Origin of the sequence: Pseudoduganella violaceinigra DSM 15887, from assembly GCF_000425385.1 — a bacterium.
In the GTDB taxonomy this organism is placed as follows: Bacteria; Pseudomonadota; Gammaproteobacteria; order Burkholderiales; family Burkholderiaceae_D; genus Rugamonas; species Rugamonas violaceinigra.
Genome location: NZ_KE384356.1, coordinates 198,233 through 220,324 on the forward strand (window position 1 = coordinate 198,233; position 22,092 = coordinate 220,324).

Below are 22,092 nucleotides of genomic sequence, written 5' to 3' on the forward strand. Positions count from 1 at the left end.
CCAGCGTATCGGATTGCAATTAGGATAAGTTAGATGGTCGGTAGCCGCAAGCACTGCGGGTAGCGCAAAGATTGACAAAATGTCCACTATATTAACTGAATGACACAGGTCAGGCAATGTCATTCAGTTAATACAATTGACACTCAAGCGGCGCTGCTGGCATGATTCGAATGGTTAAATGGCAACTTTTCACGGGGGTCAAATGCTCCAGCTGTTCAGTTCGATCAAAGCCCGGTTCACGCCGCCTCCGCCACTACCGCAGCGCGCTGCGGATGAACGCACCGCCGACCAGCGCGGCTTGCCGCCCGACGATCCCGGCATCGATGCCGTGATTGCCGCCTGCACCGACTGGCTGTGCGCGGCCCAGGACCATTCCGCCTCGGCCGACGGCGGCATGGCCCGCGATTTCAGCCTGGTCAAGGGCTGGTCCACATCCTATCCCGAAACCACCGGCTACATCATTCCCACCATGATCGACCTGGCCTGCCGCCAGGAGAGCGCCGCACTGCACCAGCGGGCAAGGCGCCTGCTGGATTGGTTTGTCGCCATCCAGTTCCCGGAAGGCGGCTTCCAGGGCGGCCGCATCGATTCCACGCCGCGCGTGCCGGTCACTTTCAATACGGGCCAGATCCTGCTCGGCCTGGCCGCCGGCGCCCGGCAATACGGCGATCCCAAGTACTTCGACGCCATGCACCGCGCCGCCGCCTGGCTGCGCGACTCCCTCGATGAGGATGGCTGCTGGCGCAAGCACCCGACCCCGTTTGCCAAGCCTGGCGAAAAAGCCTATGAAACCCATGTGTCCTGGGGCCTGTTCGCCGCCGAGCGCGTTGCGCCGGGCCATGGCTACGGCGAGGCCGGGCAGCGCCAGGTGGCCTGGGCGCTGACCAAGCAGCAGCCCAACGGCTGGTTCGCCTCCAACTGCCTGAACGACCCGCAGCACCCGCTCAGCCACACGATCGGCTATGTGCTGCGTGGCGTACTGGAAGGCTACCTGCTGTCGGAACGCCCCGAACTGCTGGCCGCCGCCATGCGTACGGCGAACGGGATGCTCGAAGTGATCGGTGCCGACGGTTTCCTGGCCGGCCGCCTGGACAGCCAATGGCGCCCGGCTGCCGATTACGCCTGCCTGACCGGCTCGGCGCAAAACGCACACTGCCTGTTCCTGCTCTACCAGCTGACCGGCGAGCAGCGCTACTTCGACGCCGGCCAGCGCCTGAACCGCTATGTACGCCGCAGTATCAAGATCGACGGCCCGAAAGAAACCCGCGGCGGGGTCAAAGGTTCCTTCCCGGTCGACGGCGACTACGGCGAATACGAATTCCTGAACTGGGCCGCCAAATTCTGCATCGACGCCAATTTGCTGGAACAGGACTTGCTGAAAGCACGCCATGCTTAAGCAGGCCAAGCGGCTGGCCAAGGCGCTACTGGAACAGCTGCGCCGGCGCCGCAGCGCCAAGGCCGCCGAACAGAACCTGCGCCATGTCAGCCGCGAAGAGCTGGTGGCCGGCCTGCACCGGCTCGGCATTGCCAAGGGCGATGCCGTCTTCATCCACTCTTCGCTGAAAAGCCTGGGCTTTGTGGATGGGGGCGCCACCACCGTGGTGCAAGCGCTGCAGGAAGCGGTCGGCCCGCAGGGCACCCTGGTGCTGCCCACTTATTACATGCCGGGCGGCTCGATCCGCGCCACCTGCCTGATGGAAGACTATGTGTTTGATGTGCGCAAACACGGCACCAATATGGGACGCCTGCCGGAAGCCTTCCTGGCCAGCGCCGGCATTTCCCGCAGCGTGCACCCGACGCACTCGGTTTCCGCCTGGGGCCGCCACGCGGCCTACCTGACCGAGGCCCACCACCAGGCGCCGTCGGTGTTCGGCAAGGGTTCGCCGTGGGAGCGCTTTGTCGGACTGGAGAATGCCAAGGTACTGGGGCTGGGCATTTCGATGGGCCCCGTCACCTTCTATCACGTCCTGGAAGACGCCATGGGCGAGGATTTCCCCGTGCCTGTGTGGGGTAAGGAACGCTACCGCCTGCCATGCATCGACGGCACCGGCCAGCGCTGCGAAGTCGCACTGCGTCCCTTCGATCCGGAGCTGGCGCAGCGCCGCATCGACCACCGCTCGCGCGCCGACCTGCGGGCCTGGTTCATGGAGGAATTCAAGCGCGCCGGGCTGCTGCATGAAGGCCAGGTGGGCGAAGCACCGTCGTGGTGGATCCCGGCCCGCGGCTTCTTCGAGCACCTGCAGCGCCTGGCGGGCGAAAACCTGACTATCTATTCCACTCCGGAGCAATTGGCGGCAAGGCCGCCGGGCGCTGCGACCAGCGCGCCCCCAGGCGTATCATCGGCAGCTCGACCAGATGGTAGCCAAGTCCAGTCAGCAGTACCATGAGCGCCAGGAAAACGCCCCACTGCCAGAACGGATGGACCTTTTCCAGCGTGCGGAACGCCAGCCACATCAAGGGCGGATGGAACAGGTAGATGCCGTAGCTATACTTGGCAATGAACTTGCAGGCACGGTTCAGGCGCGGCGCGGCCAGCTCGCGCAGCCAGGGAATGGCCAGCCCGACTGCCAGGCACACCAGCCAGCGGCCGTAGTTATTGGCGCGCGGCTCCGCATAAACGACGAAGACCAGGCAGGCGGCAGCCAGCAATAGCGGCCACATCCAGCCGGGAAGCCGCGCCCGGTCCTGCAGGCGCCAGGCAAGCACGCCGGCCAGGAAACAGGGCGCGAATTCAACCACGCTGAGGCGCGGGCTCAGCATCGGCTGCAACAGGGCCAGGGGGATCGACAGCGCCCACAAGGCCAGCAGCCAGCGCAGCGGCCTGTGCCTGAATAGCAGGAACAGCAGCGGCAGCAGCAAATACATCTGCACTTCCAGGCACAGCGACCACAGCACGGTCGACATATAGCGCGCATAGACCAGGTTCTGGATCAGCAGCAGGTTGGCCAGCAGTTCGAACGGCGTCCAGCGCGCATCCATGAACAAGTAAATCCCCAGCAGCATGACGGCAGCCAAGGGGTAGATGCGGCAGGCGCGTTGCAGGTAGAAGGCGCGGAACATGGCCGCGCCGGCCAATTGCTGGCGTTCCAGCGACTGCATGAGCACCAGGCTGGTGTGCACGAAGAACAGCATGACGCCCAATTGTCCCAGCGCGAACGAGGTGGGATTGGTGCGGATGGTGTAGCCCGCCACATGCGCGGCCAGCACCAACAACACGGCGACCGCGCGCAGGAAATCCAGATTCGGCTTGAGCATCGCGGCTCCGATCGCATCGGTGCGGGACTTCCAGTCTGCATGAGGAGCGCCGCTCGGCACTTGAGCAAGCGCAATGGTGCGCATGACCGCCAACGCGCGCGATTTTCAATGTCAATTGTGAAACATTACATTCATCACATTACCCATTCGATGAGATGAAAATGACTAGCCTGAAAATGAGTGTGCCAGCGCCCCGCGCATCGGAAAGCCGCGACCAGGATACACAACCATTTGTGCTGCGCCCCCACCGTCCCGAGGACTTGGCATGGATCACGCAACGACACGCGCTGTATGCCCGGCAGCAGGGCTGGGACAGCAGCTTCGAAACGATGATTGGCCAGATCTGTGCCGACTTCGAACGCGATTTCGATCCCGCTCTTGAGCGCTGCTGGATCGCCGAAATGCATGGCGAACCGGTCGGCTCCATCGTGCTGGCGCGCAGTGGCGAAGAGCGTGTGGGCAAGCTTCGGCTGCTGTTGGTGGAGGAGCAGGCGCGTGGCCATGGCCTCGGATCGCACTTGGTGGACGAATGTCACCGCTTCGCACGCCAGGTGGGTAAGCGCAAGATGCGCCTGTGGACGACTGACCAGCAAAAGGAAGCACGCCTGATTTACCAGAGGAAGGGCTATGTGCTGGTGGCGCAGGAACCGGTTCACGCCTTTGGCAAGGACATGATCAGCGAGACCTGGGAGTTCAGCCTGCCCGATTGGCCCTGACCAGCTTGCCGCTGAAGTTGCCCGAGTCACGTTTCGATGCCGCGCACATTTGAGAAATATCGAAAGCTGGTCCTTCCCGCAATGCCAGCATTAATTCGCAGCGCCGAATTCCAAGTCATGCGAAAGCCAGCGCAATTTTTCGAGAGCTTTCCTGGAAATTAGCAGCCTGTATTGAAAGGTGGCAATCACAGAAAAGGGGGATGTCATGGACCGCAGATCTGCGCTGACTTTACTCGCGGGTGGGATCTTGATCGGCTGTGGTGGTGGCGGGGACGCCACGAATCCGTCTGCACCTTCGGCACCAGCAGCAACAACAGCCCCGCTCCGAAAAGTGGCTCAAGTCCAATCGCCTATCCGTATCGTACAGGCGTGTCCTTATTGGTGTTGGGCAGCGTCGATCTCGATGATCTTCGCGGACAATCATCATGCAGTCGATCAAATGCGAATCGTCCAGTCTGCTCTTGGCGGCGCGATCGTTTGCACGCCCGGGCCCTCAAGTCAGATTACCGGGCTGTTAAGCCGGTCCTGGATCGATGATTCCGGACGTACTTTCCAATCCGTCGTCACCGCTGGCTATGACTTTACGAACGGAATTTACGCAATCGATAACCGCTTCATTATCAACGAACTCATTGCGGGTCGGCCCTTGCTTTATGGCGATACTCAGCACGCGATGGTCATTGTATTGGCGGAATACATTGATTCCCTGTTCGAACCAAGGATTACAAATATCGGCGTCATTGACCCCTGGCCCGATTCGCCGGGATTCCACTATCTTTCGGCGTCGCAGTTAGTGATGCGAAATTTAGGCGGGGAGGCAACGTATATCGCGAGTGTGTCGATCATCGGCTGATAACACCGACCTTCCCACCTTGGCATGGCCTCAAGCGGCAGTGAGCGCGCCGGCACCTGTCGCCTTGCGTTCGCACCACGCCGCACCAACCTTGATCATCGGGTGTTCAATCAAGTGATAGCCCAGGAAAGGCAACACGACCATCAAGGCCCAGAACAGGCCCCACTGCAGCACGGGATGCCTGCCGGCCAGCGTATCGAAGCACAAAGCCAGCATCGGGTAATGGAAGAGGTAAATGCCATAGCTGTACTTGGCAATGGTTTTGCTCGCGTAATTCAAGGCCGGCGTCCGCAATTGGCGCATCCACGGAATGGTCAGGCCCAACGCCAGGCAAAGTGCCCAACAAGAATAGAAATTCGCACGCGTCTCGGCAAACAGGATGTAGACCAGGCTGAAGACAGCCAGGGTAAGCGGCCACAGCCAAGCAGGCAGCCGCTCCCGATCCTGCAGCCGCCAGGCAATCACCCCGCCCAGGAAGCACGGTATGTAGGAGAGCACATCCAGGCGCGGCGTCAGCAGCGTCGGCACCAGGGTTAGCGGCAGCGTCAGCAGCCAGCATGCCAGCAGCCATTTCAGCGGCCGGTGGCGGAAGAACACGAACAAAAACGGCAGCATGCAATACATCTGGACTTCCAGTGGCAGCGACCACAGCGGATCGCTCATCAGCCGGGCGTACGTCAGGTCCTGGACCAGCGCCAGATTGGCGAACAACTCGAAATGGGTCCAGTTCTGATCCATCAGGAAATAGATCCCAAGCACCAGGGTCATCGACAAGGGATAGATGCGGCAAATGCGCTGGATATAGAAGCGCTTGAACAGGGCCGTGCCGCTTGCCTGCTGGCGTTCGAGCGATTGCATCAGCACCAGGCTGGTGTGCACGAAGAAAATCATGACGCCCAACTGCCCCATCGCATACGTGGCTGGCGCAGCATGGCCGGATGCAGTGCGGAACACGTGCGCGAACAGCACGAACAGGACTGCCACGGCGCGCAACAGGTCAAGGTTCGGTTTATTCGTCATGGCGCAGCACCAGGAAAAGTCAGGATTTGTTCTTGCACGAGCAGCATGGACTGCGCTGACTCATGGAAAGCGCAGGCGCCACGGTCGCGCTCGGCGCAAGGGATTGACTTCCACCACCAGAGCGCAACGGGTCCAGCCTGCCGCGGCAAAGGCGCGCAAGGATGGATTGTTGTTGTGCCACACACGCGCAAACAGGCATTCAAACCCCTGCTCCGCCAAGTCTGCGGCCGAAACGGTAATCAAAGCCGGCGCCACCTTGCGGCCGCGCATGGAAGGCGCGGTAATGATTTGCACCAATTTGGCCTGCCCCTCCCGTAACGGCCAAAAACCGCGCGGGCGGTAGCGTTCGCCGTACCAGTAAAAACACAGGCCGACGATCCGCCCCCCCTCGCGGCAGGCATAGGCGCAGGCGCCGTCGCCGGCGTAAAAAGCTTGCTCGCGCATCAGGGGATCCGAACAAGCTTCGATTTCCGCGCGCTGCACCGGGCCAATGTCAAAGCCGGCGGCCTGTGGCGGAATCGGGGCCGGGCCGGCAGCAGTGCGGCGTTGCAAGATGCGGTAAATGGCGTATTCGCCCAGCACGACGTGGGCGAGACGCTTGAGCAGTTCCTTCATGCAGCAGCGCTCCGGCCAAAACGCAGCATGCGCTTCAGGCGCGCCTTCAGGCCTAAGCGTTCAACCACGCGCCCCAGCCAGCCCGACAGCAGGTTCATGGCGTAATGCGCGCGCAGCAGCAGGCTGTTGGCCACGCTGCGGCGTACCAGGAAAATATTGGCGCACAGGCGCTGCTCGGTGGCGAACAGGCGCTTGTGATCCGACTCGCCTTCGGTAAAGTCGAAGAAGCGGAACTTGCCCTCCTTGAACAGGTCTTCCAGCGCCAGCCATTGCAGCACGGTGCCAACCGACAGCTTCATGTATTCAGGATCGTAGCCTTGGTAGGAGTAGCTGAGCACGCCTTCGCTGGCGGGACAGAACAGGTAGGACACGGCCCGTTCGCCATCGAACAACAGGTAGGCGCGTGCCGCATCGGCGGCCGCCCAGGCCTGCGCTTGAGCGCGGAAGGATTCGGTGGTCGGCAACCCGGCGTCAAGCAGGCGGTCCTGATAGGTGCGGCGCGAGAGCGGCAAGGCCAGTTGCAGGAAGGTTTCGATTTCAGCCGGGGTGCGGTACGCTTGCCAGCGCAGCGTGCCGCCAGTCTGTTCGGCGAACTTGCGCACCTTGCGCGTGATGGTGGCGCGCGTCTTGGAAGAGAACTTGGCCTGGTAAGCCTCGAAGCCCATGCCCAGGTCGATGAAGCAATGGCGATAATGCTGCGGCACGTAACACAGGTAGTCGCCGCTTGCGCGGAACACCGGCGCTTGTTCCTCGAGCGGAACGCCACGCTCGACAAAGCCCTGGCTGCCGGGCAGCAGTTCCTGCACCGGCGCCTGCAAGGCTTGCGGCTGGCGCACTGGCGCACCGAGTTTTTCCGGACGCACTTGCAGCGCCACGGCCACGCTGCCCAGGGTCAAGTCGCTCAGAGAGAAATTAAACGGAACCTGGCGCAATTCCCAGTGGCTCATCTACGCCTCCGGCAACAAGACTGTTCGGAGCGGTACCAGATGTCCACTTCGACTGTAATCAATACATCTAGCATGGGCGCGCAAGCATCCAGTTAACAAAATTTACATAATATTAACGAGTGCCTACGGCCGGCGCAAGCCGGAACGGAATCGGGCGAGGAAAAAATGTGGCGCGGCTGGCGGGGATCGAACCCACGACCCTCGGCTTCGGAGGCAGAAGGCCTGCTCCACTCCCAAATTTTCCCAACTTTCATCTGGTTTGCTTTCCATTATTTTTCAATGAGTTAGTGCGGGCGATTTAATTTTTCAACATTACTTAAAATTCCGGCAGTTAACGCTACACTGTAACCCTAGCGTAACCCAGTTTTCTGCGTTGCCTGAGGAGTGCCCGTGGAGCAGAACCGCTTTGTATTCACAGTAGCAGCCCTGAACAAACTGCCGCCCGCGTCGCCAGGCCAGCGTGATACTTATCACGACCTGAAAGAACCCGGTCTGTCCCTGCGCGTTGGTCCAACTGGCAAAAAGCAATTCGGCGTATTCAAGCGCACCAAAAACGGTCCCCCCATCCGCATCACCCTCGGCGCCTTCCCCGACTTAAGCATCGAACAGGCGCGCACCAAGACCCTGCAGATCAAGAACAGCATCGCCCTGGGTAGCGACCCGGCCGAAACGCTGCGCGTGAAGCGCAAGGAGATGACGCTGGGCGAGGCATTTAAGTGGTTCATTGAGAATCACGCCGAACCCAACGGCCTGAAAACCATCGATGGGATGCGTGGCGACTTTGAGCGGTACCTCGGCGCACTCTCTGACGCGCCTCGCAAAAAACACGGAAAACTGCGCACCAAGTCCGCCGGCTCGGTGAACTGGCAAAACCGCCGCCTGTCTAACATCAAGCCCACTGACGCCGCACAATTGAAGGCTTCGCTCGCAAAGCATTCTGGCAAGGGTGCCGCCAACCATGCGGTGAAGCTGTTACGGTCCGTGTTTAATGTCGTGATCAAAGCAAAAATTTTTGTCGGCACCAATCCTGCAGAAGATATCGGCGTTCTCAAAATCCAAGACCGCGACCGTTTCCTGGAAATAGACGAGATGAGCCGCCTTTTGGACGTGCTTGATCGTACCCCCAACACTGATGCACGCGACTTCATTCTGTTGGCGATCTTCACTGGCGCCCGCAAGGGGAACCTCATTGCCATGAGCTGGGACAATATCTCCATGGACCGGGCCGTATGGTCTATTCCTGACTCGAAAAATGGCGATCCGGTCGATGTTCAACTTACACCTGAAGCGGTTGCGGTCCTGAAACTCCGCGAAGGCAAGCATAAGCAGTGGGTATTCCCCGGCAAGGGTAAAACCGGGCATTTGCAGTCGCCGAAGCGCGGCGTGAGTTCAATCTTCAAGGAAGCAGGTATTCAAGAGGTACGCATTCACGACCTGCGCCGAACTCTCGGTAGCTGGCAAGCCATTAACGGTAGCTCGCTGCTGGTTATCGGCAAATCCCTGGGGCACAAATCCATGGCTTCCACGTTGATCTATGCACGCTTGACGCAGGCGCCGGTCCGCCAGTCGGTCGAAATGGCCACCGCAGCCATGATGGCAAACAAGCCTGGCAAACCTGCACCAGCCACCATTGATACATCTTCGGAAGAGTACTACTACTTCGGCGCGTAGGTATCAGCGGGCACGTTCTTACCATGCGTTCGACGCAGCCGGTCAGAAGGTTCAAGAGCCACGATTTTCTCGGAGGGAATGTCTCAAGTGAAAAGCAAACAAGAGTTGGAGTCTACGGATGAGCAACTAGCAAGGTTGCATCGCGCATTCGTTGCCGGTGATCGATCAGCGCTCTTTGAGGCATTGTTGTTGGCCCCGCAGCTCAAGGTACCTTCGCCAGAGTGGCTTGCCGATGCTGCACAGGATGTACAGCGAGGTCTAGTCTCGGGACGTTACCGTAGCCCAAATCATGCCGTGGGCTGGACCAACAATGGAAAGAAAAAACGGGTCACCCGACAACGCCGTGCGATGCTCGCATCGAAAATTCTTGCAGAGCTGTTCCGCTACCGCCTTGAGGGTCGCAGCATGACAAGAAGAATTTACGCCATAACAATCGCCGGCAAACTCGGCATAAGTTCTCGTGACGTCGTGTTCGTGTATGAAAATCATGGCAAATTCATCAAAAGCATTCCCCAAAAACGAAAGGATCAGGCAGATACCTACAGCTATGCGGAAATTACATTCCCAGCAGCAATAGTGGCCGCGACAGCGTGAGCTGAGCGAACCACGTTAACTCCACAGAAACTTGGCACCCCACTGGAAACGGGGGCAATAACACCAATAGCTCAAATCGGGTCCACTTTCACGCGCAAAATGGACCTGCTATTTGAGGGGTATGAACCTACCATCACTTCAAGCAATCCACCGCAAAGTGCGGAAAGGATGAGTAACTTGGAGTGAAAATGAAAATTCCGAATCCCCCAGCTGTTGAAGCAGCACCTAGCAAATCCGCCCCCCGCAGCCCATGCTACGAAAGCGTGCAACCTATGCTTGCGTCGGAGCTGACTTCCCCAGACTACCCATCGTGCCTCGCCTCGATGCCAGTACACGTCGGCCCGGACGTCGCCGCGCTTTACCTCGAAGTCAGCGAACAGACTCTGGCGATCTGGCGCTGCACCAAGCGCTACCCGCTGCCGTACATCAAAGTTGGTCGCCTGGTCCGCTATCGCCTGAGCGACCTCGAAGCGTTCCTGGTACTGCGCACCATTGAAGCCTCTTACAACAAATAGGAGGCGTAATGGTTCCCGCAATGCCACCGCTCCAACTCCAGCTCCTCGGTTCTCTGGTGACAAGCCAGGTCATCGATGCCCCAGCTCGAACCCGCAGCAAGCCGCTGTCGCTGACCGACGACCGTCATCGCGCCGCCCTCCAGCAACTGCTGCATGGCCCAACGCCGCTGGCACAGGTCGCCCGAGCCGCCGGCACGTTGGATGCGCAGGGCCTGGTAAGCGAGCTGCGTGCACTCGATCTGGACGTGCAGATCGTCATGGTTCCCAGCCCAATTGAGGGCAACGCCGCAACCGACATGGTAATGGTCTGCTGCCTAACGAAGCGCGACACCCGCAAAGTGTTGCAGCACATCAAAAAGCAGGAGCGCAAGAATGACTCGCTCTGACCCATTCCTGAACGACGCCGACCTGAAGTTCCTGAAGGCGGTCACCAGCGGCGATTTCAAGCACTCCAAGTACTTCAGGGAAAAGGACGACGAAGAAGTGTCGGGCATCGCGGATAACGTCCGCAAGGCAGGTCATCACGTCTGCCACCTCTTCGTCAAGATTGAAGTACCCGATCATCCTCCCCACTGGAAGGCGTTCTACTACATGGAAGGTGATGACGTCATGCGCCACTTCGGTGACGACGCCGAAGTACGCTTCCCTTCCCCATCGTTGACGGTGCGCCCGCGCACCGAAGTCCGGGCAAGTATGCCCCGCGAACCGGTTGCGTCCATTGAAACCTCTGCTGACGCCGCCATCGGCCCGGAGGAAGCTGTTATCACCTACGCGCTCCTCTCCATATTGGGGAGCATGTGAACATGTTCTATTACCCCCACAACATCGGTGACTTCGACCGCGACACCCGCCACTTGACACGTATCGAGCGCAGCATTTACCGCGACATGATCGATCTGTATCACTTGACCGAAAAACCGCTAACCAGCGATGAAGCTGCGCTGTGCCGCAAATTGCTGGCCCACAGCGAAGAAGAAGTTCTGGCCGTAAAGCAAATTCTGCGCGAATACTTTATTGCGACCGACAATGGCTGGCGCCACTTAACCTGCGAATCGAATCTGATCGAATACTGGGATAAGCAAGAAAATTGCAGCAAAGGTGGCAAAGTTGCCAAGCAACGACGCGACACCAAGAAAGCAGCAGCCGTACAGATGACTAGCGGTGCTGGAGCAGTGCTGGAGCATCACGTCAGCACTGCTAACCAAGAACCATTAACCAATAACCAGGAACCAGATTCATTTACTCCCCCTGACGGGGGAGTTGTCATCGGCGCTGCCGAAGACGCGCCGCCATCCGCCACAAAACGCAGCAAAGTGGCGAAGACGACGCCCCCCTGCCCACACGAAGAAATCATCACCCTGTACCACGAGTGCCTTCCCATGTGCCCAGCAATCCGCGACTGGACCAAGGCACGGCAAGCCAAACTTCGCGCACGCTGGAATGAAGCGCCACAACGCCAGAATCTGGATTACTGGCGCCGTCTCTTCGAGTACGTAGCTGGCAATGCATTCTTGACCGGACGTGAACATGGTCCAGGCAAACGTCCGTTCTACGCAAACTTGGAGTGGATCGTGACGGAATCCAATTTCACCAAAATCCGCGAGGCGTTCTATGACCGCTAACTGCATGTTGGACCCATTACCGCTATTCGCAGAGGAGGCTGAGCAATCGGTGATCGGTGCACTGCTGCGCCATAACGGCGCCATCGACGACCTGGGCGACTTGGCACCGGACCACTTCTACCGCGCCGACCACCGCATGGTGTATGTCGAAGTTCTGCGCCAGATCAAGGCCAAGCAGCGCGCCGACGTGGTGACGGTCGGCCTGGCATTACCGGACCTGCCGGATGGCATGGCGTACCTGAACTCCATCGCGCAAAGCGTGCCAAGCGCGGCCAATGTTCGCTACTACGCCAGCATCGTGCGCGACCGTGCCGTGCGCCGTACCGCCCTGGCCATGCTAAACGAATACGCACAGATACTGCGCCGTCCTGGACCACGCCCGGTGCTGGAAGAGCTGGACGCCTTGCAGTCAAAGCTGGGGACGCTAAGCCAGGGCGTCGTGATCAAGGAGCCAGTGCGGCTGGCCGAGGCCATGGTGCCCTATCTGGAGCGCTTTGAAGGCCGCACCGACGGGGTGGTGCGCGGCACGCCAACCGGCTTTGAAGACTTGGACGCATTGCTCACGGGTGGTCCGCGTGACGGCGCGCTGGTGATCGTCGCTGGAAGACCGTCTATGGGCAAGACGGCCCTGGCGATGAACATCGCCACCAACGTGGCCGGCGCAGGCTATCCTACATGCGTGCTGTCCCAGGAAATGATGAACGACGACCTGCTTGACCGCGAGTTCGCACAGGTTGGGTCCATCGATCTGAAAAACATCATCAGAGCCAGCATGTCGTCGTTGGAATGGGACCGCTTCGGCCAAGCCAACATCACGATGGCCGACATGCCATTGTGGCTGGATGACAGCGAGGGCCTGACCCTGCTGCAGGTGTGCCGCAAGGCCCGCCAGCACAAGCGCAAGCACGGGTTGAAGCTGCTGGTCATCGACTACCTGCAACTGATGTCGGGCGACGGCGATCCGCGCAAGAACCGCAACACGCAAATTGAGGAAATCACCCGTGGCCTGAAATCGCTGGCGAAGGAATTGGGCATCGTCATCCTGTTGTTGTCACAACTGAACCGCAACGGGGCCAACAAGTCGCGTCCGCAACTGGCCGACCTGCGCGATTCCGGCGCCATCGAGCAGGATGCTGACATCGTCATCTTTGTCCACCGCGAAGAAGTAGACAACCCGCAGACCCATCTGAAGGGCTTTGCCGACGTATTCGTGGCCAAGAACCGCCAGGGCAAGGTGGACGACGTGCTGCTAGAGTACCAGGGACCGTACACCCGTTTTATCACCGCACGCCGCCCGCGACCGAGCGATCCACACGTCAACTCGCAGCGCCGTGGGCTGGCCCGCGACCTGTAACCACGCCCGGTGGAAAACATGGCGAACATAGAAACCGCAACCGTAATGCCCGCCTCGATCACGGCAGAAATTGCGACCAACGCACCAGCAAATGCAGCGCTGATCCTTTCTAGCTTCAGCACCCTATTCGGCCCGCAACAGCTGGTACCGCTGGTGGATTCCTTGAACGCTCTGGCGGCGAAGGTTCAGGGGGGCGACCTTTCGGTCGTCGAGCAAATGCTGGTCAGCCAAGCCGTGGCCTTGCAGGGCGTGTTCACGAACCTAACGCATCGCGCAGCGGCCCAGACCAACCCACGCCTGCTGCAAACCCAACTCGGGCTGGCATTACGAGCGCAAAGCCAAGCGCGTTCCACGCTTGAAGCACTGATTCAGCTCAAGCAGCCACCTTCGCCAACCTACATCAGCCAGGCAAATATAGCCGCGCAACAACAGGTCAACAACCTCCTAGCAGAAACGAGTAAGCCATTAGAAGTATGCGGTTTCAACCAAAACAAACTAATGGAGGCATGCGATGAGCAACGGCTGGACGCAGGAGCGGCGGCGACGCCAAAGCGAGCTGATCCAGGCTTGGCAACCCTGGCAACGATCAACAGGGCCTAGGACCGATGATGGCAAGAAACGCATCAGCATGAACGCATTGAAACACGGGCTAACGTCCCGAGAAGCCATCGAGGAGCGCCAACTCTCTCGCAAGTTACTCGAAGCGTGTACTCAATCGTATCAAGGCTGGGAACATGTCCGCAAAAAGGTGGCCCGGCTATCGTGATGCGCTAAAGCCTGTCTATTACTTCGCAATTTTTAACCGAACAAGGAGGTAACAATGACAATGAAGAACACGCCCAGGACAGACGACGACGCCCCGGTTCCGCTCACGCCAACGCATGTGCTGTTGATCGCTGCCGATACGGTGTATGGCGATCCCAATGATTCAACACCTGAGGGAAAGCAATATGCACTGCGCTTGCTCGACAGTATCCTCGCTGCCGCAAGCGCCGGCGGCTTCCCACATGAGCATATCCTGCGTGAACTGCTGAAGCAGAACCGTCCAACCGCTCGTTCAATTCAACTGGCACGTGCTGCCTGTGACGCAGCTGGTTACCTGGCTATGCGCAAGATCTTCGATCAAGCCGGGCTGTAATCGGCAGTCAACTACTTTGCGCCGCAATGAATATCCGCGACTCCAGCTCCCCGGACTGGTTCCAGCGATGGAAGTTCTGCGGTTGCTGGTCCTGCATCCAGCGACGAATCGAGCGCAGCCTTACGTTCTGGATTGGTGGAATCATGGGGGCCTCCTAAGCATCGCCATTGCATGCCTTACATGACGGAAGATAGTAAGACCTTACACGCAATGGGATGTGGAAAGGGCCACCGTTCCAAAAGATTCAACGCGGGGATCACGCTAGTCTTGGACCACGGTGGCCAGATCGCCCGGCGAGGTGATGGTGTGGCCGGTCAGCTGGTTGGGTTTGCCGGCGACAAAGCCGTCGAGCAGGGAGCGACCGAGTACGGTTGCCCCGGCTCCACCAGCGTAATCGCGTCTGAGGTAATGATTAGCGCCGATCCGTCGGGCCAGGTCTGCGACCGACGAACGTCCTGCGGCGCGCTGGGCGGCTGTGGCGCTGGGGCGGATTTCGGTGTGTCCATAAGTGGCAGTATAACCGGCGAACGCTTGGTCACTATCGAAGGTGGACGACAGCCGCACCACCAGTAATCTTGTGACAGTTGCCGCCAGCTCCTGTTCCGAGTTGAACTGTGGCGCCTAGAACCAGTTGCTACCTTGTTCAGCGGCAACTGGTTCGCAAAGCGGACGCGATTCATGTGGTCCGAATTGATGACGGCAGATTACCACTGCAATACTTGGCTTGCTACCCTGTGCGTCACTTCCGGCTCAATATGGAATTCACGTTCGGCGGCCATCGCCGCAATATATTCTTGGAACTCATTTTTCCCGGTGTAATTTGTTCCTGCAGAGTGACGTCCTCGGCGAGGCTGAGACTGGACCCAGTGAATAGCTTCAAGCATGATTGCCGCATAGCGTTGCTTGTGTACGAGGTAAGGCATCACCGCCTCAAGCAACTTGATGATCTGGATTTTCGAGCCGACCGTAATCTCCAGCTGGTTGCGCCAAGTCGATTTACGATTTTTGTAGCGCTTGACCGAATTTACGGCGTAGAAAAAGACGAGGCCCAGCTTCACGTAGATTTCGGACACCCGCTGAATCATCCTTACGTCCGTGTTGGTAATCCTGACCTTGGGTTCATAATAGTTCTGGCGCCCCCCCTTTGAACCGCATTTTTTGGCCTGGACGGTAGCCTGCAAGTTACCTTCCCCATCAATTATTCCAGCAAGCCATGCGAGTTCAGCATCTGTTACTTCGACAACCGACGTGATAGATGTAGGGGACAGGAGGGGCTGCGGATCAAATTCAAAAGCGTCTTGCATAAATTGTCTTGTAGATAATTGTCACGATTAGTGCGTGGCCGAACAGTGTACATTACTCCACAGTCGAGGGGTGAGTACGATCCTACGAAAACAATTTGGCGAACGAGTGAAGGAGCTGCGCCTGGCTAGTGGAATGTCACAGGAAGCGTTTGCTGACCGGTGTGGATTTGCACGTAGCTATATGAGCCGCGTAGAGCGGGGAGGCGCAAATCCGTCGCTTGATGCAATAGAGATTTTGGCCAAGGCGCTGGGCATCACAGTAGCTCAACTATTTCAGACTTAACCGACGTTGTAGTTTTTACTGCTCGCTCACCAAATACCAAATGGACGACATCCGTAATCGCGGTTTCCTCGCCGGCGAAATTGACAGTTTCCGTAGAAGATACAGGTCAGCTTACTCAAATTCTTTTGCCACCTGCGAAGCAAAATCAGACGCCGCAACCGCGCAACTGTTCAATGCCGACTTAGCCAAATTGGATTCCCCAGCCCAAATGCACGTTGTCATGGCGGTCGGGTTCTGGTGCCGTAGTCTGAGGGCCTGCCAAGGCGCAATCCTTTTGCTGGAAAAAGGGATGGTTTCGGAGGCCTTCTCGCTGACCCGCAACGCATATGAGTGCCTATTCTTTGCTGCAGCTCTTATAAGTGACCCTGGTGTCATGGAAAGCCTAAAGAGCGGAGACAGCCACGCACGTAGAGAGCAGGCGAAGTCCATGCTGGACATCGGACTCAAGGAAAATGCTTGGACACCAGAACAGGTCGCCAGCTTAGAAGAGGTAATGGCGGAACATGCTGGCGGCAAAAAGCAGCTAAGCGTGTATGAGGCTGCAGAAAAGGCCGGGATGGCTTTTGTGTACGCCACTGTTTATCGTGGACTGTCCTTCATTTCGTCACACGCAACGATCGCGTCAACAGACTCTGTTTTCGAGCAAAGAGGTGAAGGATTCGGCGCGGTGTTTGGACCATCCGACGTTCAACTCGAATTTTGCCTCGGCCTTGTCGATACCTGCCTTGCAGAAGGAATGAAGCGCCTCTCTGCATACTTGCGGCCGGCTTGATTTGGTCTACAGTACGTTTTCGCTTTCCGCAGGACTCGACGACAAGTTCCGCTACGCTGCCAACGCCGGCATCAGATTCAAACCGATTCACTTCACCGTTAGCCGAGACCGTCACCTAGGAGTTGTATGAGTACCCCTTTAACATTATCGGTCGGCGACATCATACTCACTTACAACACCATGCATATGGGCATTGACCATGGCATGCTTTTTCAAGAAAGAGACTGGCTCCGACTTGAGAATGGGCGGGTGATCTATGACCGGTGTGAGCAAAGTGACGGCGAGGAGGTATCGCTGAAAGATATGTGTTTTTGCCGCTCATTAAGTTCCCTGATTCCGCGACTTGAATTACTCGGGTACACGATAAAAGCTGTCAAAGCTGACTATGAGCGCGCCGTTGCATACGATCAGGAACAATATGCTGAAACGATGGGAACAGCATCGATCGGCAATCCTGAGCGGTTGACCTTCGATCAGCTTACTGCTTTCGTCCACAAGTACCCGGTTCATACCCTCAACGATAACTATGTTCCCGACTATGATGCCGAGCATGAAGCAAAACGAGGACTCTTCGCAAGCGAACCGGACATCAACCTATTGCCTGGCGGCGATCCCGACCGTGATACCGGCGGCTACTCTGAACGGAGCCACTTTGGCAACTTGCTAGGGTTTCTCGACCCCTACTCAGTGCTGCGAATACTTGGAGAAAATCCAGAAAATTTAAATCTGCAAGTCGTGTGGAACTGCGGCGAATTCATCGATGCAGGCTGGGCGCGAGAACACGATTTTGTTTCGGGAGCACGCCGAACCCAAACCTATTTGATTGCAACAGAAGGGTCTTCCGACACGCACATCCTAAAGCGTGCCATCGCACTCCTGCGCCCCGATATCCAAGATTTTTTCAGATTTATTGACGTGGAGGATCGCCATCCATTTTCTGGCACGGGCAGCCTTGCCAAGTTCGCCGAAGGTCTTGTGAAGATTGACGTCCAGAATCGCGTTGTGTTTTTGTTCGACAATGACGCGGAAGGCCGCGATGCGTTTCATGGTTTGCAGCGCTTCACATTCCCCACCAACATGCGAGCAACCGTCCTTCCTGATATCGAGGAACTACGCAATTTCCCTGCACGTGGGCCTGACGGCATCACATACGTTGATATCAATCGTCGGGCAGCAGCTATCGAGTGCTACCTCGACTTGCGGTTGAAAGACCGGAAGCCGCCGCAGGTGACCTGGACAAACTATAAAGAAAAGCTAGGTGTTTATCAGGGCGCGCTCGATTTCAAAGAAAGCTACGCAAATGCGTTCTTCAATGCGACAGAAGAGTCCATTCGATCCAATGAATATGACGTCAGCAAGCTGCGGATCGTGTTGGACCTTCTCGAACGACAATGCTCTCTAATGGCCGAACAAATGCTCCCGTTCTGGAAGTATGGTGAGTGAATCCCCACGGATTAAAACTCAATCCTCCGCGAGCGTAGACTCCGCACATCTCGGAAAACGAGTTAGACCGGTTGCACAATCGGCACCTGCGGAGTAATCCGTTGACGGATTTCTTCATAGACCTGTATCCCAGTCTCAATGCCAACTTCAAAGCTGATACAGATTGCATAGGGAACCGCCTCGTTGAATTCTCCGGCAGTAGCGCGACAAGAAATTCGCAAAAGTAAATGGCCGTCATCAACGAACACAGCCGCATTTTCGCCAAAGCGCCGCTCATGAAAGACGCTGCCGCGAACGACAGCTTTATCAGTAGGCTGTGGTGCTTCCCTTGTAGTTGTAATCCAATACTTTTCATCCGTTCCAGGGGAAATATCAAGCGACACGCGACGGTATCCTTGATGACGTGGATTTGTAGGAGTGAACCAAACTAAAGTTGTCGTAAGGGCGCGGAAGGCGCGCTGGCCCTCAAGCCCCCCTGGAATCGGGATACGGTAGAGCCACGCTTTACCTGGCGTTATGGTCCCAATTCCGAGTAGGGTTGCCCGGTTTTCAGTACAATCGATGACCCGCTCAATGTCCGGCATCCCAAAACCAAGAAGTCTCGAAATGTCATCTCGCCGCACGACGTGGCTCCCTACACCTCGCGGCTGAAGATGCTCATCGAGCATTTCTCCCTTGCCGCCCCAACTAGCCCCGTGAACCAGGAGTGCCTTGGCTGCAAGGGCGCGAAATTCAACTGGGAGATCCGCGTGATTTGATCCTTCCGCTTCGTTGACGAGTACTTCCAATATCTGGTGTCCTGCACGTGTTGCAAGAGCCGTAGCTGCACTGGTACCCACAGTAAAGTCTTCTCTACGAATACTCCCATGGGCGTCCGGGGCAGCCGCTTTCAATCCAAACAGTCGAGTTTGCCTGACCACTGGCTCAATCGTAACTCCTTGTCCAGAGGCGACCACGCGAACAGGTAGTCGTCCACCGGCGAATAACAAGTCTGGCTTAATCGACTTACGATATCCAAGACCCATCGCTGACATGATGTTGGGCAGGCCTTCACCATCGTATGGATCAATCAGATTGGCTGGTAGACCATTAAAGGCCTGGCTTTTATGAGCGGCACCAATGGTGAGCGCATTTACGGACTCTGCAGGAGACAACAAAGTGCGCTGACTCTTCTCTGAGTCTAGCGCTGCTAGCACCTCTTTCTCTCGCTCCGCCGGATCGGCAGCTTCAAATGCGATCGAGTTTTCATAACGGGGAAGCCTTAATCGACCGCCGACATTTCCAGCACTGACGAGGAACAAAACTCGATAACGATAAGCGAGGTCATCCAGCAGTCGAGCCAGCGGACTCATCAGCCTAGCAAACGGGCGCCAACGATCCCCAATCGACAGGTTGAAAAGTACGACGCTGGGCGCAATCGCGTCATCGTCACGGTTGCCGACTTTGATACGACGAACCGCACGATGGATTACATCAACCAAAAGCTGGTCGGCCAATGTATGCTCCGAATCCCCATTATCCGGCTGCATCACGGGGTGAACTACTATAGGCCGCGTCAAAGGAGTTCCCGCGTTTGAGAGGTCACCGTGTACTATTAACGAGGCCATTTCGGTACCGTGTCCTCGGCGGTTTACAGGGTATCGCGCTTCCAACCCGTCAGGGTCATCAATAATAATTCGACCTGCAAGACGGATATGATTTTGAACAGGAAACCCGTCTAACAAAGCTGCAAGTGGCTCTCCGGCTGGCAACGGCGATTCGTCATTAACACCACCGAAATCGTCACCGTCGCGCTCCTCTTTCCTGATGGGGCGCCCTACTGATTGAGGCCTCAAGAACATGATGTCATCGATGCGAGCCAGCTCAATATCTGGGTGATCAATAAGCTGCTGGGCCTGAGCGGCGGGAATATCGACTAGCGCTGCATGGTAACGAATGTCCGCCACCTCTGCATGGTGGACCACTCTTCCACCCATTCGCTCCACGGAATCACGCACTCGTGCAAGCGCGGCGGTTCGCATTGCATCTCGCTCGTGAAACCACATCTCGACTTCAAACCGGACCGGCGCGCCAGGACTCGCCGCTAGCTCCTCTCGCCAATATTCAATGGTTTCAGGAGGCACCCGATCTTGAGGCCCCCAAGGCCTGATATCTACCAGCAAAGAAAACAGCGTGCCCCATTCACCCCGCCCGCTCGGCATTCTCCCATTTTGAAATCTCCGCCAGAGGCCCAACAGTTCCTGAAGCGCTCGCACATCAGGCATCGCCAAATAAACGCGGCCTGAAAAACTTTGTCCGGGTTTCTTGATGTTGGAGAAGTCTGCGCCAGACTCAATCTCAACCTCGTAGTCGCCGAGATATTCAATCCCCAGATTCTGGGCCTGCTGATAGAAGTCTTTGAGTTGACCAGCCACTTCAAAAACAATCGCACGCTCCGGGGCAATCGAGGCCGGGTCTGCCCGTAAGGCCAATAGATCGTGCGGGTTCCCAGCTATTTGCATCAATCGGGCAAAACGAGGAGCTAGGCGATCGCGCTGCCTGTCTCGCGTCGGCGTTTCAATTGTCTTTCTACCAGGGGGGCCAGGATGCGGCTGAAAATCGACTGGCTCAGGCAACTTCAGAATTGGGCGATCTGGCATGAGAAACTTAGTCCTCCTTTACTTGAACACGAACACGAGTGGTCCAAATCTTCAGCTGTTGCTTAGTAATCTCCGTCGGCGATGCATCGCCACCCGAAAGCACATGCCTTCTTGCGACGTTCAAGAAGAACTGTTCAGCTTCACTAAAGCTAATCCTGCCCAATGCCTTTGAGATTTCTTCCACGTTCACCCCCAATTTCAATCCGCTAGTGCGACTCAGACTTGAGAGGTATGTTGCTAATTGCTTCTGAGTCGGCCTTGGAAGCGGTAGTCGAAGCTGGAAACGACGCCAGACTGCACGATCCAATAACTCAGCGTGGTTGGTTGCAGCCAAAATCACCACGTAACTTGGAAGATCGTCGATCTGCATCAAGAGCGAAGTCACGACGCGCTTAATTTCACCTGTTTCGTGGGTATCGCCACGTTCCTTGCCCACGGTATCAAACTCGTCGAAAAACAAGACACAGGGTGTCGTCCGGGCAAAGTCGAACACGCGCCTCATTCGGCTGGCCGTCTCACCTAAGAAACTTCCGATCATCGCGTCGTACCGCACCACAAAGAACGGTAATGCTAAAGCCTCGGCAACCGCTTCAGCCAATGACGTCTTGCCATTACCAGGTGGGCCAACGAGGAGCATACTGTTACGAGGTTCAAGAGAATGCGCACGCAAAATATCTGCACGCTGCTGTTCTTCGATTAGCTGCTGTACGGCTGCCTTTGTCGCATCCGGGAGCATCAAGTCCGCAAGGATTCTGCGCGGCATTACCTCGGCTATGAAATCGCGTGCGCGACTATTTTGATCTGCCGCGTACTGCGATTGCCGCTCGCTCCCACTGCTCGTGTACCCACCGTTCAGGGAGGTGGTGCCACTTCCCCCAGCGCCATTCGCGGACGCGAACGCCTTTTCAATCCTGTCTGCCATGATGTTGTGCTGTTTCGCCCTTTCCTCCGCAACGATGGCTTCAACTGTCTTGCGCAAGGTGCGTTTGTCTCCGTTCGCGCCGGCCTTCACCAAACTGATAAGCAGATCACTGCGAGCCATCGCGGCCTCCGCTTGCAACTCGACGACGGCCGCGACGGTCATTCAGCTCCGCGTCTGATATATCGATACCTAACGCGCTTAAACCTTTAAGTACCACAGCACGCATGCTTTCTCCACGATCAGCACACATAAGAGCAACTTGACGCCGCACACTTTCGGGCACCATGACTTGCATTGGTACTTCTTCGCAAGCGGGAATTGGTAAAGATGTCGAAGGCATATTACGAGAAACAGGTTTCATATGCCCTTTATCCATTGAGCCAGCTGTACTCATCAGTTCTTCCTTTCTTCATGATTTTATGTCCTCAC

At 57.2% G+C, this 22,092-nt stretch carries 24 protein-coding genes and 1 pseudogene; 16 read left to right on the top strand and 9 right to left on the bottom strand.

Annotated elements, in window-relative coordinates; translation table 11 throughout:
• Positions 1-202 precede the first annotated feature (202 nt).
• Positions 203-1,396, top strand: coding sequence for a hypothetical protein (locus H597_RS0117455; RefSeq protein ID WP_051293884.1), 1,194 nt, complete (start codon positions 203-205; stop codon positions 1,394-1,396).
• Positions 1,389-2,387: an AAC(3) family N-acetyltransferase gene (locus H597_RS34210; protein ID WP_083941160.1), complete on the top strand. Its 999-nt coding sequence runs from the start codon at positions 1,389-1,391 to the stop codon at positions 2,385-2,387. Before H597_RS0117455 ends, H597_RS34210 begins: the two co-directional genes overlap by 8 nt.
• A gap of 37 nt (positions 2,388-2,424) precedes the next feature.
• On the opposite strand, the pseudogene H597_RS35955 reads toward H597_RS34210, so the two are convergent.
• Positions 2,425-3,339, bottom strand: a pseudogene (locus H597_RS35955) (acyltransferase family protein); the annotation flags it as partial.
• 77 nt (positions 3,340-3,416) lie between these two features.
• Between H597_RS35955 and H597_RS31405 the strand changes: the two are divergent.
• Complete coding sequence (locus H597_RS31405) at positions 3,417-3,971, top strand: GNAT family N-acetyltransferase (RefSeq protein ID WP_229632202.1); 555 nt, start codon at positions 3,417-3,419, stop codon at positions 3,969-3,971.
• Positions 3,972-4,176: 205 nt separating this feature from the next.
• Entirely contained in the window at positions 4,177-4,824 is a 648-nt protein-coding gene (locus H597_RS0117475; RefSeq protein ID WP_154668151.1) for a hypothetical protein, read from the top strand.
• A gap of 30 nt (positions 4,825-4,854) precedes the next feature.
• Here H597_RS0117475 and H597_RS0117480 read toward each other — a convergent pair whose 3' ends face one another.
• The 3 genes from H597_RS0117480 to H597_RS0117490 are packed head-to-tail and all read right to left on the bottom strand — an operon-like array spanning position 4,855 to position 7,406.
• On the bottom strand, positions 4,855-5,844 hold the full coding sequence (locus H597_RS0117480; RefSeq protein ID WP_028103262.1) for an acyltransferase family protein: 990 nt from the start codon (positions 5,842-5,844) through the stop codon (positions 4,855-4,857).
• A 60-nt stretch (positions 5,845-5,904) separates the two neighbouring features.
• Positions 5,905-6,459, bottom strand: coding sequence for a GNAT family N-acetyltransferase (locus H597_RS0117485; RefSeq protein WP_028103263.1), 555 nt, complete (start codon positions 6,457-6,459; stop codon positions 5,905-5,907).
• Positions 6,456-7,406, bottom strand: a complete 951-nt coding sequence (locus H597_RS0117490; RefSeq protein ID WP_028103264.1) for a GNAT family N-acetyltransferase — start codon at positions 7,404-7,406, stop codon at positions 6,456-6,458. Before H597_RS0117490 ends, H597_RS0117485 begins: the two co-directional genes overlap by 4 nt.
• A 390-nt stretch (positions 7,407-7,796) precedes the next feature.
• Here H597_RS0117490 and H597_RS31410 point away from each other — a divergent pair, with 390 nt between their 5' ends.
• From H597_RS31410 to H597_RS0117535, 9 genes are all read left to right on the top strand, one after another.
• Complete coding sequence (locus H597_RS31410; protein ID WP_051293886.1) at positions 7,797-9,077, top strand: site-specific integrase; 1,281 nt, start codon at positions 7,797-7,799, stop codon at positions 9,075-9,077.
• A gap of 78 nt (positions 9,078-9,155) precedes the next feature.
• Positions 9,156-9,671 carry a hypothetical protein gene (locus tag H597_RS34910; RefSeq protein WP_154668152.1) on the top strand — a complete coding sequence of 172 codons (516 nt, stop codon included), beginning with the start codon at positions 9,156-9,158 and terminating at the stop codon, positions 9,669-9,671.
• 323 nt (positions 9,672-9,994) lie between these two features.
• Positions 9,995-10,186, top strand: coding sequence for a helix-turn-helix domain-containing protein (locus H597_RS31415; RefSeq protein WP_035374579.1), 192 nt, complete (start codon positions 9,995-9,997; stop codon positions 10,184-10,186).
• Between the two features lie 8 nt (positions 10,187-10,194).
• Positions 10,195-10,572, top strand: a complete 378-nt coding sequence (locus H597_RS0117510) for a hypothetical protein (protein ID WP_028103267.1) — start codon at positions 10,195-10,197, stop codon at positions 10,570-10,572.
• Complete coding sequence (locus H597_RS0117515) at positions 10,559-10,987, top strand: hypothetical protein (protein WP_028103268.1); 429 nt, start codon at positions 10,559-10,561, stop codon at positions 10,985-10,987. Before H597_RS0117510 ends, H597_RS0117515 begins: the two co-directional genes overlap by 14 nt.
• A gap of 2 nt (positions 10,988-10,989) precedes the next feature.
• On the top strand, positions 10,990-11,808 hold the full coding sequence (locus H597_RS33400) for a YdaU family protein (protein ID WP_051293887.1): 819 nt from the start codon (positions 10,990-10,992) through the stop codon (positions 11,806-11,808).
• Between the two features lie 4 nt (positions 11,809-11,812).
• Positions 11,813-13,162, top strand: coding sequence for a replicative DNA helicase (locus H597_RS31430; protein ID WP_161630625.1), 1,350 nt, complete (start codon positions 11,813-11,815; stop codon positions 13,160-13,162).
• Between the two features lie 18 nt (positions 13,163-13,180).
• Positions 13,181-13,762, top strand: coding sequence for a hypothetical protein (locus H597_RS34915; RefSeq protein WP_051293889.1), 582 nt, complete (start codon positions 13,181-13,183; stop codon positions 13,760-13,762).
• Between the two features lie 220 nt (positions 13,763-13,982).
• Positions 13,983-14,300 (top strand): hypothetical protein, encoded by a 318-nt coding sequence (locus tag H597_RS0117535; protein ID WP_028103269.1) that lies wholly within the window; start codon positions 13,983-13,985, stop codon positions 14,298-14,300.
• Positions 14,301-14,307: 7 nt separating this feature from the next.
• Here H597_RS0117535 and H597_RS34920 read toward each other — a convergent pair whose 3' ends face one another.
• From H597_RS34920 to H597_RS0117550, 3 genes are all read right to left on the bottom strand, one after another.
• Positions 14,308-14,445 carry a hypothetical protein gene (locus H597_RS34920; protein ID WP_154668153.1) on the bottom strand — a complete coding sequence of 46 codons (138 nt, stop codon included), beginning with the start codon at positions 14,443-14,445 and terminating at the stop codon, positions 14,308-14,310.
• A 116-nt stretch (positions 14,446-14,561) separates the two neighbouring features.
• Complete coding sequence (locus tag H597_RS35725; RefSeq protein WP_154668154.1) at positions 14,562-14,867, bottom strand: hypothetical protein; 306 nt, start codon at positions 14,865-14,867, stop codon at positions 14,562-14,564.
• 137 nt (positions 14,868-15,004) lie between these two features.
• On the bottom strand, positions 15,005-15,604 hold the full coding sequence (locus tag H597_RS0117550) for an LAGLIDADG family homing endonuclease (protein ID WP_028103271.1): 600 nt from the start codon (positions 15,602-15,604) through the stop codon (positions 15,005-15,007).
• Between the two features lie 70 nt (positions 15,605-15,674).
• Between H597_RS0117550 and H597_RS34220 the strand changes: the two genes are divergently transcribed.
• The 3 genes from H597_RS34220 to H597_RS0117565 all read left to right on the top strand — a co-directional run bounded on the left by H597_RS34220 (position 15,675) and on the right by H597_RS0117565 (position 18,102).
• Positions 15,675-15,887, top strand: coding sequence for a helix-turn-helix domain-containing protein (locus H597_RS34220; RefSeq protein ID WP_035374705.1), 213 nt, complete (start codon positions 15,675-15,677; stop codon positions 15,885-15,887).
• Positions 15,888-15,927: 40 nt separating this feature from the next.
• Positions 15,928-16,659: a DUF5677 domain-containing protein gene (locus tag H597_RS0117560; RefSeq protein WP_154668155.1), complete on the top strand. Its 732-nt coding sequence runs from the start codon at positions 15,928-15,930 to the stop codon at positions 16,657-16,659.
• Positions 16,660-16,785: 126 nt separating this feature from the next.
• Positions 16,786-18,102 carry a HEPN/Toprim-associated domain-containing protein gene (locus H597_RS0117565; RefSeq protein ID WP_028103273.1) on the top strand — a complete coding sequence of 439 codons (1,317 nt, stop codon included), beginning with the start codon at positions 16,786-16,788 and terminating at the stop codon, positions 18,100-18,102.
• A gap of 62 nt (positions 18,103-18,164) precedes the next feature.
• On the opposite strand, the gene H597_RS34225 is transcribed toward H597_RS0117565, so the two are convergent.
• Complete coding sequence (locus H597_RS34225; protein WP_083941164.1) at positions 18,165-20,741, bottom strand: S8 family peptidase; 2,577 nt, start codon at positions 20,739-20,741, stop codon at positions 18,165-18,167.
• Between the two features lie 7 nt (positions 20,742-20,748).
• Positions 20,749-21,825, bottom strand: a complete 1,077-nt coding sequence (locus H597_RS31445; RefSeq protein WP_229632203.1) for an AAA family ATPase — start codon at positions 21,823-21,825, stop codon at positions 20,749-20,751.
• Positions 21,826-22,092: the final 267 nt, after the last annotated feature.

What these genes read in the sequence shown, in the direction of transcription:
- H597_RS0117455 (WP_051293884.1), top strand. Translation starts at nt 203, where the DNA reads ATGCTCCAGCTGTTCAGTTCGATCAAAGCCCGGTTCACGCCGCCTCCG.
- H597_RS34210 (WP_083941160.1), top strand. Translation starts at nt 1,389, where the DNA reads ATGCTTAAGCAGGCCAAGCGGCTGGCCAAGGCGCTACTGGAACAGCTG.
- H597_RS31405 (WP_229632202.1), top strand. Translation starts at nt 3,417, where the DNA reads ATGACTAGCCTGAAAATGAGTGTGCCAGCGCCCCGCGCATCGGAAAGC.
- H597_RS0117475 (WP_154668151.1), top strand. Translation starts at nt 4,177, where the DNA reads ATGGACCGCAGATCTGCGCTGACTTTACTCGCGGGTGGGATCTTGATC.
- H597_RS0117480 (WP_028103262.1), bottom strand. Translation starts at nt 5,844, where the DNA reads ATGACGAATAAACCGAACCTTGACCTGTTGCGCGCCGTGGCAGTCCTG.
- H597_RS0117485 (WP_028103263.1), bottom strand. Translation starts at nt 6,459, where the DNA reads ATGAAGGAACTGCTCAAGCGTCTCGCCCACGTCGTGCTGGGCGAATAC.
- H597_RS0117490 (WP_028103264.1), bottom strand. Translation starts at nt 7,406, where the DNA reads ATGAGCCACTGGGAATTGCGCCAGGTTCCGTTTAATTTCTCTCTGAGC.
- H597_RS34910 (WP_154668152.1), top strand. Translation starts at nt 9,156, where the DNA reads ATGTCTCAAGTGAAAAGCAAACAAGAGTTGGAGTCTACGGATGAGCAA.
- H597_RS31415 (WP_035374579.1), top strand. Translation starts at nt 9,995, where the DNA reads ATGCCAGTACACGTCGGCCCGGACGTCGCCGCGCTTTACCTCGAAGTC.
- H597_RS0117510 (WP_028103267.1), top strand. Translation starts at nt 10,195, where the DNA reads ATGGTTCCCGCAATGCCACCGCTCCAACTCCAGCTCCTCGGTTCTCTG.
- H597_RS0117515 (WP_028103268.1), top strand. Translation starts at nt 10,559, where the DNA reads ATGACTCGCTCTGACCCATTCCTGAACGACGCCGACCTGAAGTTCCTG.
- H597_RS33400 (WP_051293887.1), top strand. Translation starts at nt 10,990, where the DNA reads ATGTTCTATTACCCCCACAACATCGGTGACTTCGACCGCGACACCCGC.
- H597_RS31430 (WP_161630625.1), top strand. Translation starts at nt 11,813, where the DNA reads ATGTTGGACCCATTACCGCTATTCGCAGAGGAGGCTGAGCAATCGGTG.
- H597_RS34915 (WP_051293889.1), top strand. Translation starts at nt 13,181, where the DNA reads ATGGCGAACATAGAAACCGCAACCGTAATGCCCGCCTCGATCACGGCA.
- H597_RS0117535 (WP_028103269.1), top strand. Translation starts at nt 13,983, where the DNA reads ATGACAATGAAGAACACGCCCAGGACAGACGACGACGCCCCGGTTCCG.
- H597_RS34920 (WP_154668153.1), bottom strand. Translation starts at nt 14,445, where the DNA reads ATGATTCCACCAATCCAGAACGTAAGGCTGCGCTCGATTCGTCGCTGG.
- H597_RS0117550 (WP_028103271.1), bottom strand. Translation starts at nt 15,604, where the DNA reads ATGCAAGACGCTTTTGAATTTGATCCGCAGCCCCTCCTGTCCCCTACA.
- H597_RS0117560 (WP_154668155.1), top strand. Translation starts at nt 15,928, where the DNA reads ATGGACGACATCCGTAATCGCGGTTTCCTCGCCGGCGAAATTGACAGT.
- H597_RS0117565 (WP_028103273.1), top strand. Translation starts at nt 16,786, where the DNA reads ATGAGTACCCCTTTAACATTATCGGTCGGCGACATCATACTCACTTAC.
- H597_RS34225 (WP_083941164.1), bottom strand. Translation starts at nt 20,741, where the DNA reads ATGCCAGATCGCCCAATTCTGAAGTTGCCTGAGCCAGTCGATTTTCAG.
- H597_RS31445 (WP_229632203.1), bottom strand. Translation starts at nt 21,825, where the DNA reads ATGACCGTCGCGGCCGTCGTCGAGTTGCAAGCGGAGGCCGCGATGGCT.